The sequence below is a fragment of the Endozoicomonas sp. ONNA1 genome, assembly GCF_024606325.1.
In the GTDB taxonomy this organism is placed as follows: Bacteria; Pseudomonadota; Gammaproteobacteria; order Pseudomonadales; family Endozoicomonadaceae; genus Endozoicomonas_A.
Window position 1 is genome coordinate 1 of sequence record NZ_JAHHPN010000906.1, and the last position, 14,973, is coordinate 14,973.

Genomic DNA, 14,973 nt, shown 5'->3' on the forward strand with positions numbered 1-14,973 from the left:
CGTAGCGAGGATTGCAACCGCAGTAGGACAGCCTTAAGTCCGACAGGCTGCTAGATAATGTCTGCATGTTGAGGGTATTTCATCATTCTCCCATCGAGCGGGTGAAATACTTCTCTCATTAATTAATTGTTATCAGTCGCTTTTCAACTATCTTCACTTCACCTGCAGACGAATTCCGTTGGAGTGAGCAACATGTCCCTGTTTGAACATTACCAGCAAAGATATGACTCAACCCTGGAAGAAGAGATGAGCCTTCAGGCTTTCCTGGAGCTATGCAAGCAAGAACCCGGAACCTATGCCAGCGCAGCCGAGCGCGTGCTTGAAGCGATTGGCGAGCCAGAACTTGTCGATACTTCAAGAAACCCGAGACTCAGTAGAATATTTTCCAACAAGTTGATCAAACGGTATCCAGCGTTCAGCGGGTTCTTTGGTATGGAAGAATCCATTGAACAGATTGTTTCTTATTTTCAGTATGCTGCCCAGGGGCTGGAAGAAAAGAAGCAGATTCTCTATCTGCTTGGCCCGGTTGGTGGTGGTAAATCCTCGCTGGCGGAAAAACTGAAAGAACTGATTGAAAAAGTACCCTTCTACGCCATCAAAGGATCGCCAGTGTTTGAATCACCTCTCGGTCTTTTCAACCCGGAGCAGGACGGAGAGCTACTTGCGAAAGAATTCGGTATACCCGACCGCTGTCTGAGATACATTATGTCCCCGTGGGCCGTTAAGCGCCTCGAGGAATACAAAGGTGACATTACTCAGTTCAGGGTCATCAAACTCTATCCTAACCGACTGAAGCAGATTGCCGTTGCCAAAACCGAACCCGGCGATGAAAACAATCAGGATATCTCCAGCCTGGTGGGCAAGGTGGATATACGACAACTGGAAGAATATTCGCAGGATGATCCCGATGCCTATAGTTTCTCGGGGGCACTCTGCAGGGCCAATCAGGGCATTATGGAGTTTGTCGAAATGTTCAAGGCCCCGATCAAGGTACTCCACCCTTTGCTGACAGCCACCCAGGAAGGTAATTACAACAGCACTGAAGGCTTGGGCTCTATTCCCTATGAAGGCATTATTCTCGCTCACTCGAACGAATCGGAGTGGCAAACATTCAGAAACAACAAAACCAATGAAGCTTTTATTGATCGCGTCAACATTATCAAAGTGCCCTATTGCACCCGCATGAGTGAGGAAATCAGAATTTATGAGAAGCTGCTTGAACACAGTTCTCTTAACAAAGCTCCCTGTGCCCCGGATACATTGCGGATGCTTGCTCAGTTCAGTGTCCTTTCCCGGATAGCCGACCCGGAAAATTCCTCTATCTACTCCAAGATGCGGGTCTACGACGGTGAGAATCTCAAAGACACCGATCCTAACGCCAAATCGCTTCAGGAATACAAGGATGCGGCTGGCGTCGACGAAGGGATGGAAGGATTATCGACCCGATTTGCTTTCAAGATACTCTCAAAGGTCTTTAATTTTGACCCTACCGAAATAGCTGCTAACCCGGTTCACCTGTTGTACGTTCTTGAGCAACAGATTGAACAACAACAGTTCCCCGAAGCCATTGAAGAGCGATACATCAGCTTCATCAAGGGGTATCTGACGCCAAGATACGTGGAGTTTCTGGGTAAAGAGATTCAGACAGCGTATCTGGAATCGTACTCAGAGTACGGTCAGAATATTTTTGATCGCTACATCACCTACGCCGATTTCTGGATTCAGGATCAGGAGTTCAGAGATCCTGATACCGGACAGATACTCGACCGGATAGCTCTCAATGATGAGCTGGAAAAAATTGAGAAGCCCGCCGGAATAGCCAACCCGAAAGACTTTCGCAATGAGGTGGTCAATTTTGTGCTCAGAGCCAGGGCTGATATGCAGGGCAAGAATCCCATCTGGCTCAGTTACGAAAAGATGAGATCCGTGATTGAGAAAAAGATGTTCTCCAACACAGAAGACCTGCTGCCTGTCATCTCATTTAATGCAAAGGCTTCCCATGACGATCAGAAGAAACATGCCGACTTTGTGGACCGCATGGTACAGCACGGCTACACCGAAAAGCAGGTCAGACTGCTGTCTGAGTGGTACATCAGGGTCAGGAAGTCCCAGTAACCTGTCTACCGGGTCTTCCGTCGTCTTTTCGAAAAGGAAGTGAAATAGCCATGAATAGCCAGTACCTTTCAACCGGCTCCGAGTGGACCTTTGAGCTACTTGACGCTTATGACAGGGCCATTGGCCAGCTGGCAGAAAAGTTTGAATTGGATACTTACCCAAACCAGATTGAAGTCATAAACTCGGAACAAATGATTGATGCCTACACTTCGTTGGGCATGCCGCTCATGTACCATCACTGGAGTTTTGGTAAAAAATTTCTTACGAATCTTCAAAACTACAGACGTGGTCGAATGGGGCTTGCCTATGAAATTGTCATCAATTCAAACCCCTGCATCGCCTACTTGATGGAGGAAAATTCCATGGCCATGCAGGCTCTGGTGATTGCCCATGCCTGTTACGGTCATAACTCTTTTTTCAAAGGTAACTATCTATTCCGTCAGTGGACCAATGCAGACTCGATTGTCGATTATCTGCTGTTTGCCAGGAACTACATTAATCAGTGCGAGGAAAAATACGGTGTTGACGTTGTTGAAGTGATTCTGGATGCCTGCCATGCGTTGATGAATCAAGGAGTCAATCGATATATGCGCCCTTCCGCCATTTCAGCAGAAATGGAAAAGAACCAGGCGAGGGAGAGAGAAGAATATATTCAGAGAAACATCAATGATCTCTGGCGAACGGTCCCAAGCAAAAAGGAAGACCCTGCCAAAGTGAGAAAACGATTCCCTTCAGAGCCGGAAGAAAACATTCTCTACTTTGTTGAAAAAAATGCACCACTGTTGAAAACCTGGCAACGGGAACTGATTCGAATTGTCCGTAAAATAGCCCAGTATTTTTATCCTCAGCGGCAGACCCAGGTGATGAACGAAGGTTGGGCCAGCTTCTGGCATTACACGCTGATGCATGAACTCTATGCAAAAGGTCTGATCAACGAAGGCTATGTGCTCGAGTTTCTGCATTCTCACAGTAATGTCGTGTTTCAGCCGGATTTTGATGATCCACGTTATTCCGGCATAAACCCTTATACTCTGGGCTTCAATATCTATCGCGACATTCGCCGGATATGCGAAAATCCTACTCAGGAAGACCGGCTATGGTTTCCTGACCTCACGGACAGCGACTGGCTGAAGGCCCTTCATCACGCCATGGCCCAGTACAAGGATGAAAGCTTTATCCTTCAGTTTCTTTCTCCCAAAGTGATGCGGGATATGAAGCTCTTCTGCATTCACGACGACCATTCAAAAGCCTTTCTCGAAGTCAGCGCCATACACGATGAGTCAGGTTACAAAGCACTCAGACAGTCACTGTCCAACCAGTATAATCTGGGTAATCAGGAGCCTAATATTCAGGTTTTTGATGTTGATGTAAGAGGAGACCGCTCCCTGACACTGATTCATTCCATGCATAGGGGTCAGAACCTTCACGCTGATAGCGCCATGGAAATCCTCAAACACCTGCACCTGTTATGGGGATTTGACGTACGACTGAATTCTCTGGACACTAAAGGCGAAGTTCAGCACAGTTACTGCACCTCGGAAATACACGATGCATCCTGAAAAAGCGCATATGATGGCTTTTTCAGGATAGGGTCCATTCCATCAGCTATTGCCATGAATGACGGATGGCCAATGCCTGCTACTGAACAGGCACTGTTTTGTGATGATTTCCGGTCATATGCTGCAAAATACGGTTAACCTGACAGCTGTATCCAAACTCATTATCATACCAGACGTAAAGTACACAGCGGTTGCCATCAACAATGGTGGCCTGACTGTCAACAATGCCCGCATGACGGTTGCCGACAAAATCACTGGATACCACTTCAAAAGAGTTCACATAATCGATCTGCTTCTTCAGATCAGAGTACAGCGCCATCTCACGGAGATAGCTGTTTAGCTCGTCTACAGTGGTGTCCTTAGACAGATTCAGGTTCAGAATGGCCATGGACACGTTGGGTGTTGGCACCCGGATGGCATTACCAGTCAACTTGCCTTGCAACTGCGGCAGTGCCTTCGAAACAGCCTTGGCCGCTCCGGTTTCGGTGATCACCATATTCAAGGCTGCACTGCGACCGCGGCGAGAACCTTTATGGTAGTTGTCAATCAGGTTCTGGTCATTGGTGTAGGAGTGAACGGTTTCGACATGACCGTTCTCAACACCAAACTTGTCACAGATCGCTTTCAGTACCGGAGTGATCGCATTGGTGGTGCAGGAGGCAGCAGAAATGATCTGATCTTCATCATTGATGATGTCATGGTTAACGCCAAACACAACATTTTTCAGGTCGCCCTTGCCAGGCGCTGTCAGCAGAACCCTGCTAGCCCCGGTAGACTGAAGGTGCTGACTCAAACCCTCCTGATCACGCCACACACCAGTATTGTCTACGACGATGGCATTGTTAATACCATAGCTTGTGTAATCGATAGAATCCGGAGAGTTGGCATAGATAAACTTGATAGCTACACCGTTGGCGTAGATGATGTTGCTCTCTTCATCTACGCTGATGGTGCCATTGAAAGAACCGTGCACCGAATCACGTCTCAGCAAACTGGCACGCTTTTGCAGATCGTTTTCAGCTTTCCCCTTCCGAACGACAACCGCTCTCAGGTTCAAACCGGAGCCACCTGCCCGTTCAATAAGAATACGGGCCATGAGGCGACCGATACGACCAAAACCATAGAGGACAACATCTCTGTCATCATGGCCATGGCCATTTTTGCCATCCACCAGTTCGGAAACCTGACTGCGAACGTAATTTTCCAGAGTCTGCTTGCCTTCACTCTTCTCGTAGCCGGATGCAAGCTTGCCAATATCAATGCGGCCCGGAGCCAGGTTCAGCTTGCTCAGCACTTCAATGACGGGGAATGTTTGACGTACACACAAGGCAGAGCCTTCTACCTGGCGAACGTACTTGTGAGATTTGAGGATATCAATTACAGAACGATTGATGATTGAGCGGCCATAGACCGAAGTCACAACGTTATTTTCACGATACAAGCGGCCGATCAATGGAATCATGGATTCGGCTAAGGCTTCACGTTCTCTCCAGTCCTGAAAATGGTCTTTTTCCATGGTTCCAATCCTGTATTTTTTATGTGCTCAAGGCTGTTAATCAGCTCAAGGCTGTTCACTTCTGTCAGACTGCCACTCTCAAGCAACTGGCTGGTTACTTCAGGCGGCACAGGTCACGTTTATATGCCCTTAGGCTTCGGGGCTATTATCCAGAGTTCATCCTCACTTGGCAACAAAGTACAACAAACTTTAACACTTCATTTAATCATTCTTTGTTTGTACGAGGCTGCAAAGACGCTATTGCATGGTATATGCCGTTCTGAACAGCTACAATTGCGGGTTTAGCGTATCCAGAACAAAACACCTTTCATGTCGCAGGCCAATTTGAACTCATCTTCCTTCCAGCTTCCAGAGACTCCGGGGCATAAAACCTTCTGGGGTCAGCTGAGCCAATCAACCAGCTCATTCGCCATAGCCAGTGCCGCCCGGTTAACCCGTCGCCCGCTACTGGTTATTACACCTGACTCCGCTCAGGCAAATGCTCTTGAAGAAGAACTGAGTTTCTTCCTGAAAGATGATCAGTCTACCCGCATCCTGCACTTTCCCGACTGGGAGATATTACCCTACGATGCCTTTTCGCCCCATCAGGACATCATTTCCCAGCGGTTGAAAACCCTGTACCGACTACCCCGCAGCGAAAAGACCCTGTTGATAATATCGGTTTCCACCTTGCTGCACCGTCTGTGTCCCCGTGATTACCTGGAATCCAACTGTCTGGTTTTGAAACGGGGTGAAACCTTTCTTATTGCCGAGAAAAGGCAACAATTGGAACAGGCGGGTTATCGCTGTGTTGATACAGTCTACGAGCATGGCGAGTTCGCTATCCGGGGTTCACTCATGGATATCTTCCCCATGGGATCTGATACCCCCTACCGGATTGACCTGTTTGATGACGAAATCGATACGCTGAGAATCTTTGATCCGGAAAGCCAGCGTTCCATTAATCAAGTTGATCACATAGAACTGCTCCCGGGACATGAATTCCCGATGGACAAGACCTCCAGGGATCGCTTCCGAAGCCTGTTCAGGGAAGCGTTTGACGTGGATCACCGCGAGTGCCCCGTGTACCAGGATATAGGACAGGGGCTGGCAAGCCCGGGTATTGAATACTACCTGCCCCTGTTTTTCGAGCAGACAGCCACCCTGTTTGATCATCTTTCCAGTGAAACAACGATCATTCAATATCAGGGCGTGCAGGAAGCGATAGAGCAATTCTGGCAGGATCTGACAGAACGCTACGAGAACCGGAAAGTCGATCCCAACCGCCCGCTTCTGCCTCCCGTAAAGGTTTTAATGCCTTCTGAAGAAATCAATCGAGCTCTGAAACAATACCCTCGCATTGTGCTGTCAGACCAGATCGTTGATTCTTCTGACGGCTTCAACCTTAATCACCAGCCATTACCTGAGCTCACTCTGAATGCCCGTGCCGATCACCCTTTGCAACCTCTTGAAGATCTGATTGAATCGGGACCAAGGATTCTTCTGGTGGCTGAAAGTGCGGGTCGTCGGGAAGTTCTGCTGGAAATGCTCGCCCAGTCTGACATTCGCCCCAATACTTTCAATAGCTGGTCCACCTTCCTGAGCAGAAAAGAGACGCTGGGTATTACCGAAGGTACGTTAGCGTCAGGCTTTTTTCTCAACGACCTGAATATTGCCCTGATTCCAGAGTCTCTGCTGCTGGGTCAGAGGGTCATGCAGCGCCGTCGGCGAAAAGGAGAGACAGAGACCGACACCGATCAAACCATCCGTAATCTTACCGAGCTGAGAGAAGGTGCTCCAGTGGTGCATATTGATCACGGTGTAGGACGGTATCGTGGTCTTGATACCTTGTCTGTTGATGGTCAGGAGACAGAATTCCTGACTCTGGAATACGCCAGCGAAGCCAAGCTTTATATTCCGGTAGCCTCTCTGCATCTCATTGCCCGTTACACCGGTACAGATGATGAGCATGCTCCGCTGCATCGTCTTGGTAGCGAGCAATGGACCAAGGCACGTCGCAAGGCGGCTGAGAAAGCCAGAGATGCCGCGGCAGAGCTGCTGGATATCTATGCCCGACGAGAAGCCAGAAAGGGTTTTGCCTTTTCGGCACCGGATCAACAATATCATGCATTCTCTGCCGGCTTTCCTTTTGAGGAAACGCCTGATCAGCAGCAGGCTATTGTCAACGTGATAAAAGACATGTCCAAAGGTAAGCCCATGGATCGCCTGGTCTGTGGTGATGTCGGGTTTGGTAAGACCGAAGTGGCCATGAGAGCCGCCTTTCTGGCAGTACAAAGTGGCAAGCAGGTGGCGATTCTTGTACCGACTACCCTGTTGGCTCAACAGCATTATGAAAGCTTTCGTGACCGTTTTGCCGACTGGGCCGTTGAAATCGACGTAGCTTCACGCTTCAAGTCAGCAAAACAGGTTCAGGCACTCAAAGAGAAAGTCACGGAAGGCAAACTGGATATTATTATAGGTACCCACAAACTGATTCAGGGTGATTTCAAGTTCAAGAATCTGGGTCTGTTGATTATTGATGAGGAGCACCGTTTCGGGGTCAGGCACAAGGAAATGCTGAAATCCATGCGTTCCGAAGTCGATATTCTGACCCTGACGGCAACACCTATCCCGCGGACACTCAATATGGCTATGTCGGGTATTCGTGATCTCTCGATTATCGCAACTCCACCCGCACGACGCCTGTCAGTTAAAACCTTTGTTCGACAAAGCGACAAATTACTGGTCAAAGAGGCTATTCTTCGTGAGTTACTGCGCGGTGGTCAGGTCTATTACCTGCACAACGAAGTTTCCAGTATCGACAAGGCTGCTTCTGATCTGCAGGAACTTATTCCTGAGGCGCGTATTGCTGTGGGTCACGGTCAGATGCGTGAAAGAGAGCTGGAGCAGGTCATGTCCGACTTCTATCACAAGCGACATAACATCCTTGTCTGCACCACCATCATAGAGACAGGCATTGATATACCTAATGCCAACACCATTATCATCCACCGTTCGGACAAGTTCGGTCTGGCACAGCTGCACCAGTTGAGAGGACGAGTTGGCCGATCTCATCATCAGGCCTATGCTTATCTGCTGACACCTGCGCCAAAGTCCATGACCAGGGATGCACTGAAAAGACTGGAAGCCATTGCCGAAGCTCAGGACCTGGGAGCTGGATTTATGCTGGCATCCAATGACCTGGAAATTCGGGGAGCAGGAGAATTGCTGGGTGAAGATCAGAGCGGGCAGATTCAGAATGTTGGCTTTACACTTTACACCGAAATGCTTGAAAAAGCGGTGGAAGCGATCCGTAACGGTGAAACACCGGATCTGGACAAACCTCTGCATCAAGGCAGCGATGTGAACCTGCGGCTGCCGGCCTTGCTACCAGAAGACTATATCCATGATGTCCACAACAGGCTGATTCTCTATAAACGAATTGCCGCTGCGAGTAACGGCGAAGACCTGAAAAACCTTCAGGTTGAACTGATTGACCGCTTCGGCCTGTTACCGGACCAGGCCAAAAACCTGTTCCGACAGACCCGTCTCAGGTTAAAAGCTGAAAAAATGGGTATTATTAAAATCGATGCCGGTGCCGGCAGTGCCCGAATTGAATTCAACAGTCAGCCAGCCATCGATCCCGTTGCGATCATTCAGCTAATCCAGTCAGAGCCGCACCTTTACAGACTGGAAGGTAGTAGCGTGTTGAAGTACAGTGGCCCAATGGAAAAAGCCGAAGCGCGATTCAAGCTGCTTGAACAATTACTGGATCGACTGGCCACATAATCGCCCCTGGAAGCAGTCTTAAATTTTCTCGATCTATGATTGCTTCTGCGTCTCTGAGTCTTTAAAACTGTATACGAAACTGCATGATCACACTTTTGAAATCCACCTCTCAGATATCTCAGCGGCGGCGTATAGCAGCCCGCCAGACTGAAGGTCAACGAGGCACAGGATTGAGCGGGGATTTTATGAAAAGCCTTGAGCTAAAAAAAATGAGTGTTAATCACAATGTCGCCTTTTGCAGAATTCAAAGAGCGATCGGTAGTCTGCTTCTGAGTTCGGTCTCGATGATGGCCATGGCGGAAGGTCAAAAGGCAGAGACTCAGTGGTATCAGGCCGACATGATTGTATTTCTGAACGAACAAAGCATGAATAGCAGTGAGAAATGGCCAGAAATAACAACTCACTCTCTACCCGCTAACGCCGTCAAACTGAAATCGTCCGACTCTGTAACAGACACTGGTAACCTAACCAATAGGCTGGGTCAGTCTGAAAAAAAGCCCGAGATAGATCTGGAACGGGATGCCTTTGTCTCCCTACCCTACCCATCACAGTTGTTACAAAAGGAAAGCAGTGCCCTGAGCAGAAATGGCAGCTACCGGATTCTGGAGCAAAAAGCCTGGCTGATGCCAATCAAGGACGGCAAAAGTACGAAGCCTGTCACAATTAGAACTTATACTACACAAAGCAAAAAGCCCGGTATGCTGGAAGGCACCGTTACAGTCAGTTCCAGTCGATATCTGCACGTAAAAGTCAATCTCTGGTACAGTGAATTGGCGTGGGAAGCACTGGCAAAAAACATGGGAGGATCTCAGTCGAACCCAGACTCTCAGAAGAAACCGACCACAGATGGAAAGTTACAACTGGTCAAAACGCCTGACGGCCAAACCATGAAAATTTCCCGAAATTTTCATATGCAGGAAAGTCGCAGAATCACAAACATTGACGAGGTTCAGTACCTGGACAGCCCTGTCATCGGTGTTCTGTTCAAACTGACGCCGTATGAAAAGCCCGACAAACCTTCACTGCCAGAAATGGAATCTGATCAGGATAAAAGCCCGGAGCTGGGTATTTTACCAGGAATCTTCGAACAGGAAGACAGCTGATCCAAAGTAAAAAAGAGCTGTCAGTGGCGCAGCTCTTTTTTCATGATAAAGCTATTCTTGTCCTGGTTTGACTCATAGGTCACCTGGTCCATAAGCTTGTTCACAATATGCAGGCCCCGACCACTGCATAACCAGACTTCCGGCTGCTCCGGATCAACCACCATTTCAGTCTTATTCTGCATGACATCATCGGGAATGCTCTGCCCCCAATCACTGACAGAAATATTCATCGTAGTCTTGTTCATACTGACACATACTTCTACCGGATGACCCGCTTCATTGTCGTAGGCATGTTCAATGGCATTATTGACAATTTCTACCAGACACAACTCTAACCGGTTTATTTCAACAGGAGAAAGCGTTGTCATAGCGCAGACTCCTCTGACCGCCATAGCCACCAGTCTTGTATTGGATAACTGGCTGTCGATTTCCAGCTTCAGCACCTGTGACATGTCAACTCCCTTTAACGGCCTCAGCCACAGAACCATGGAGTTTGAACAATTTATCCATGGACGTAAGATCAAACAGATCTCTCACCGCAGGCTGAGCACAAGCCAGACTGAATGAACCATTACCCGACAATTTCTTGAGACCCGCTACCAGCACACTCAGGCCAGTACTGTCCATGAAACGCACTTCAGCAAGATCGACAACTATGTTGGACCTGCCCTCTTCAATCAAATCAAACACATAGGTTTTAAACACTTCGGCAACGGAAGCGTCAAGACGGGACTCATCAATCCGGACCACCGTAAAGTGGCCTTCCTCGTGGTTTTCAAACGCCATGCCATCCTCCTGGCTTTCAGGGTTTCCATTCCAGTAAAAGGTAAGTTACATCGTCATCGAAACGGTCGAGTTCACTCCAGTCTCTGACATTTTTCTCTACCTGGTCAATAACTGATTTTAAATCATCATTTAAAGTATCTTGCAGACATTGCAGCAATCGGGTTTCACCAAACTGCTCACTCTCAGCGTTTTCACATTCTGTCACGCCATCAGAGTACAGAAACAGACGGTCACCCGGCCGAAACTGCAAAGTGCAGGAGGTGTATTCCATGTCGGGCATCATACCGATAGGCACTCCTCCACCTGCTACAGGTTCTACGTAGGCCTTTTCACGATGAATCCATAAAGGTTTCGGGTGACCCGCCTGAGATAAGGTGACTTGACCTGTGCGACTGTTAATGAGTCCATAGGCAATAGTGAAATAAAGCATAGATTCCGGTGTCACCTGAAACCGCCTGTTCAAAGAGGCCAAAACCTTTTCGGGCGCACGCACTTTATAAAAAGGCTCATGATCCAGTGTTTCTTTGATGATGGAGCCCCTGCCCGATGTTTCTGAAAGAATGTTATTCAGGGTAAATGAGAAGAGCGCTGAGGGAATGCCATGCCCAGCCACGTCCAGTTGGTAGAACCCCAAAGTTTCACCGTCTATGGCCTGGTAACCAAACATATCCCCACCCAGGATTTTGCTAGGTTTGAAAAACCAGTCAAAGGCAACATGTTGAATAGTTGTCGGCTGAGCCAGCAGAACTTCCTGAGCTTTGGCGGCTGATTCAAGATCTTTCTCAACGGTCTGAATCGCTTCAATCAATTGCTTATTCTGCTGTTCAAGCTGCTTCTCAAGTTCAATGATACGAATCCCTGCTTTGAGGCGGGCAGCCAATTCATCAAAATTGACCGGTTTGGCAAGAAAGTCGTCCGCCCCATCATTCATACCTTCGACAACAGCTTCATGATCGGCATTACCAGTGAGCAGAATGAAATAAATATAACGACCAAGATCTGTTTTTCGGGTCTGCCTGAGCAGTTCCAGGCCATCCATCCCGGGCATCATCCAATCGCTGATGATGATTCTGACATCCTGATATTCCTGAAGAATCTCCAGAGCTTTTATGCCATTCTCAGCTTCAAGCACCTGATGCCCTTGTTTTTTCAACACTATGGAGAGCATTAAACGCTGGTCACGGGCATCTTCAACAATAAGAATATTCATCCAGTCCTTATCGGCCTGCTGTTATTTCATCTTAATCAGCGGATCTCCTTATTTGGAGATTTGCTTACTTCCTTTTCAACATTCGCCTCATGAATCACTTTCATTACCGGATAAGCAAACTCTGCCCCTGCTTTTTGCACCGCAGAAGCAATGATCAACATGACACCTTCCTGAACTCTGACAAAGTCTACTCTTCCCTTGGGAATCACATGTACTCTGACTTGACACTCCAGTGATGAATCTCCGTATTTGAGAAAACGCGCATAATAGGGCTCTGAGCAATCCAGCTCAGGATGCTGTAGAAAACCTTCCGTGACCTGATTCATGATGGCGGGAATCTTCTCCAGATCCTCATAACGAATACCAAAGTTTTCAACAACCCGTCGGTTACGCATCCTGGATGGGTTTTCCAGGACAATACTGGTGAAGACCGAATTCGGCACAAACACGGGCCTGCGATCAAAATTTCTTATCTGGGTTAACCGCCAACCAATATGTTCTACGTGCCCTTCTATCTGTCGGTCCGGAGAACGAATCCAATCGCCTTCCTTAAAGGGTTTGTCCAGCATCAACATCAAACCGCCAAAAAAGTTTGCCAACCACTCCCGGGCAGCCATACCTACAATCAGGCCACCCACCCCCCCAAAGGTCAGCAGCGCAGAGAGCGAGTAGCCTAACTTTTGCGCCAGAATCATGACTGCCAGAACAATCAGAACGATATGAATAAACCGGGACAGGGTTCTTGCCAGGTCGAGATCTTTATCCTGAACCCCGGAGATTATGGCAATGTTCGGTATTTGCCTGGTGAGTCTCAGGACAATCCAGAGAGGGAGTAATACAGAGGTGACAGTTTCTGAGATCTCCAGCCAGTCATGGCCTTCCTCTTCAGTGTGATCAATAAACCAGTGGGCATAATAAAAAAAACAGATAAGCCAGGGCAGAAGCAGCAGCGGTGGACGAAAAGCCGAGGCCAGACAGGCCCTTATCGATTGATTCTCGGATTGAGCCCATCGGCTGAGGAAAAGGTGGCTAAGCCAGGAAACGATAAGTGCAGCTACAGGCGCTGTCAGTAGATGGACGTTATCCCCTTTAAGAAGATCTTCCCAGAACATTGCCTGCTCCTCGTACAAGAAAAACCCAATGGTAAGGGGAATATCGGCTGTCACCCTCCCAGTTATATTTAGACCATTGAAATTATTCTTGAGGGGTAAAATCTGAAAGCATTTTACCCCGCTTGATTTCACTGCATAAACAGAAGAAATTAACTGGCCGTACTCAGCAGGTTAAGCCGGTTTTGCTGGTGCCTGCTCTGAATAACTGAGCCACTCTTCCGGAAGATCAAGCGTTTGGGTTGGGAAGGCAATATCAGCATTATATGAATGGATAATACCCATTATCCTGACCAGAACTTCCTGTTTCACCCTGAGGTACTCTGCCCAGTCTGTGGTGCAGGTAAAGCAATAGATAAAGATATCAAGGCTAGAAGGACCAAAGGCATTAAACGACACAAGAACTATCTTGTCTTTGGCGATTTCATTGTTATCTTGCAGGTACTGACGAATTTCCCCGACGATCGCTTCCACCTGATGGCCGTCCTGATACCTCAGACCGACAGTTTCCTTGATTCTTCTATTTTCCATACGTGAAGGATTCTCAACGGAAATGCTGGCGAAAGTGGCATTGGGAACATAGAGTGGTCGCTTTTCAAATGTCTTGATGCGGGTTTGTCTCCAGCCAATGTATTCCACATAACCTTCAATGTTTTTATCCGGCGAACGAATCCAGTCACCTACGCGGAAGGGTTTATCAAGATAGATCATCAGACCACCAAAAAAATTGGCCAGCATATCCTTGGCAGCGTAACCGACCGCCAAACCACCCACACCACCAAACGCCAAAAGACCTGAAATACTGTAGCCAAGTGACTGTAATATAAAGAGAACACAGGTAATGATGATCACGATTCTGATTAACCTGCCAATGGCTACAACGGTGGTTGGATCATTAGGTTTATTAGAAGTCAGATCAGGATTCAGGAAGTTTCGTTCCAGCTGACGAATGAAACGGATTATGCTCCAACCCACCAGAGTGATGATAATGACATCCCTCAGATTACCCAGTCCGTCCAGCAACACAGCATCCGTAGCCTTGGCAATAACATCGACAGCCCAGGAGAAACCGATGACCCAGATCAGCAGTGTCACAGGGGTTCTGAGCCCCCTGATAACTGCATCATTCCAAGGTGTTAGATGAGTGCGATCATCCCTTGAAAGATGGGCAAACACTCTGGAGGCGATTAGATTGATAACACCTGAAATGAGCACGACAATAACGACCTGGATAACCCATTGAGGAATATCCAGTTCCTTAAGAAAAGGGAGAGAAAAAGACATTATTCGACTTCCGGATAGTAAACAGCACACTTAACAGTGAGCATGATTCTATCCCTATGAGAGAAATCATTCTATCAAGTCTGTATCTTGGAGAGCGGAAAATAACCACCCTATGGAGCACAGAATACAACAGAAAATTGATCTCGTAATGACTGTTCACAGTGATGTGCGAGCTGCACTGCAGAGAGAAGTTTTTGCTGGTTTGCGAAGCCAGAAGCAACTGGAAGAATTTGATGAAAAATTCCCAAGCCCTAAACCTTATTCAATTCTACGGATCTGAATCGCTTAAAGTAAACGACTACGCCCACTGTCACAGCCGCCACCAAAATGCTCACAGCGGCCAGTGTGCCGATTACAACCCCGGTCGTGCCGCCCGCTGACATACTACTGTCGTCAGATTCTACAAGGAATGGGGTGCCGGTAAAGATCACCGACGTCACCAACGACACGGGTACTGTATTGGGGGGCATGGCTTCGCTGGAGGTACTGCTTATGGCTTCGCTGGAGGTACTGCTTATGGCTT

General features: G+C 48.0%; 11 protein-coding genes. 4 read left to right on the forward strand and 7 right to left on the reverse strand.

Going from position 1 to position 14,973, the window contains the following annotated elements:
• Positions 1 to 192 precede the first annotated feature (192 nt).
• Positions 193 to 2,115, forward strand: a complete 1,923-nt coding sequence (locus KDK19_RS21280; RefSeq protein WP_257255233.1) for a PrkA family serine protein kinase — start codon at positions 193 to 195, stop codon at positions 2,113 to 2,115.
• 50 nt (positions 2,116 to 2,165) lie between these two features.
• Positions 2,166 to 3,674, forward strand: coding sequence for a SpoVR family protein (locus KDK19_RS21285; protein ID WP_257292899.1), 1,509 nt, complete (start codon positions 2,166 to 2,168; stop codon positions 3,672 to 3,674).
• Positions 3,675 to 3,753: 79 nt separating this feature from the next.
• Here KDK19_RS21285 and KDK19_RS21290 read toward each other — a convergent pair whose 3' ends face one another.
• Complete coding sequence (locus KDK19_RS21290) at positions 3,754 to 5,190, reverse strand: glyceraldehyde-3-phosphate dehydrogenase (RefSeq protein WP_257255235.1); 1,437 nt, start codon at positions 5,188 to 5,190, stop codon at positions 3,754 to 3,756.
• Positions 5,191 to 5,499: 309 nt separating this feature from the next.
• Between KDK19_RS21290 and mfd the strand changes: the two genes are divergently transcribed.
• Positions 5,500 to 8,958, forward strand: a complete 3,459-nt coding sequence (mfd, locus tag KDK19_RS21295) for a transcription-repair coupling factor (protein WP_257255236.1) — start codon at positions 5,500 to 5,502, stop codon at positions 8,956 to 8,958.
• Between the two features lie 185 nt (positions 8,959 to 9,143).
• Positions 9,144 to 10,061: a peptidoglycan binding protein CsiV gene (locus KDK19_RS21300; protein ID WP_257279520.1), complete on the forward strand. Its 918-nt coding sequence runs from the start codon at positions 9,144 to 9,146 to the stop codon at positions 10,059 to 10,061.
• A gap of 20 nt (positions 10,062 to 10,081) precedes the next feature.
• On the opposite strand, the gene KDK19_RS21305 is transcribed toward KDK19_RS21300, so the two are convergent.
• From KDK19_RS21305 to KDK19_RS21330, 6 genes are all read right to left on the reverse strand, one after another.
• The gene (locus tag KDK19_RS21305) at positions 10,082 to 10,513 is read right to left on the reverse strand and encodes an ATP-binding protein (protein WP_257279521.1); all 432 of its coding nucleotides are present in this window, start codon (positions 10,511 to 10,513) and stop codon (positions 10,082 to 10,084) included.
• Position 10,514: 1 nt separating this feature from the next.
• On the reverse strand, positions 10,515 to 10,847 hold the full coding sequence (locus tag KDK19_RS21310; RefSeq protein ID WP_257255239.1) for an STAS domain-containing protein: 333 nt from the start codon (positions 10,845 to 10,847) through the stop codon (positions 10,515 to 10,517).
• A gap of 16 nt (positions 10,848 to 10,863) precedes the next feature.
• Positions 10,864 to 12,057, reverse strand: coding sequence for a PP2C family protein-serine/threonine phosphatase (locus KDK19_RS21315; RefSeq protein WP_257255240.1), 1,194 nt, complete (start codon positions 12,055 to 12,057; stop codon positions 10,864 to 10,866).
• Positions 12,058 to 12,092: 35 nt separating this feature from the next.
• A complete protein-coding gene (locus KDK19_RS21320; RefSeq protein ID WP_257292900.1) occupies positions 12,093 to 13,169 on the reverse strand; it encodes a mechanosensitive ion channel family protein in 1,077 nt (358 codons plus the stop codon).
• A 171-nt stretch (positions 13,170 to 13,340) separates the two neighbouring features.
• The gene (locus KDK19_RS21325) at positions 13,341 to 14,450 is read right to left on the reverse strand and encodes a mechanosensitive ion channel family protein (RefSeq protein WP_257292901.1); all 1,110 of its coding nucleotides are present in this window, start codon (positions 14,448 to 14,450) and stop codon (positions 13,341 to 13,343) included.
• 251 nt (positions 14,451 to 14,701) lie between these two features.
• Positions 14,702 to 14,973: hypothetical protein (locus tag KDK19_RS21330; protein WP_257292902.1), on the reverse strand; the 272-nt coding region annotated here is incomplete at its 5' end.

Coding starts and splice junctions, on each gene's coding strand:
- KDK19_RS21290 (WP_257255235.1), bottom strand. CDS start 5,190: ATGGAAAAAGACCATTTTCAGGACTGGAGAGAACGTGAAGCCTTAGCC.
- KDK19_RS21300 (WP_257279520.1), top strand. CDS start 9,144: ATGAAAAGCCTTGAGCTAAAAAAAATGAGTGTTAATCACAATGTCGCC.
- KDK19_RS21325 (WP_257292901.1), bottom strand. CDS start 14,450: ATGTCTTTTTCTCTCCCTTTTCTTAAGGAACTGGATATTCCTCAATGG.
- KDK19_RS21310 (WP_257255239.1), bottom strand. CDS start 10,847: ATGGCGTTTGAAAACCACGAGGAAGGCCACTTTACGGTGGTCCGGATT.
- mfd (WP_257255236.1), top strand. CDS start 5,500: ATGTCGCAGGCCAATTTGAACTCATCTTCCTTCCAGCTTCCAGAGACT.
- KDK19_RS21320 (WP_257292900.1), bottom strand. CDS start 13,169: ATGTTCTGGGAAGATCTTCTTAAAGGGGATAACGTCCATCTACTGACA.
- KDK19_RS21285 (WP_257292899.1), top strand. CDS start 2,166: ATGAATAGCCAGTACCTTTCAACCGGCTCCGAGTGGACCTTTGAGCTA.
- KDK19_RS21315 (WP_257255240.1), bottom strand. CDS start 12,057: ATGAATATTCTTATTGTTGAAGATGCCCGTGACCAGCGTTTAATGCTC.
- KDK19_RS21280 (WP_257255233.1), top strand. CDS start 193: ATGTCCCTGTTTGAACATTACCAGCAAAGATATGACTCAACCCTGGAA.
- KDK19_RS21305 (WP_257279521.1), bottom strand. CDS start 10,513: ATGTCACAGGTGCTGAAGCTGGAAATCGACAGCCAGTTATCCAATACA.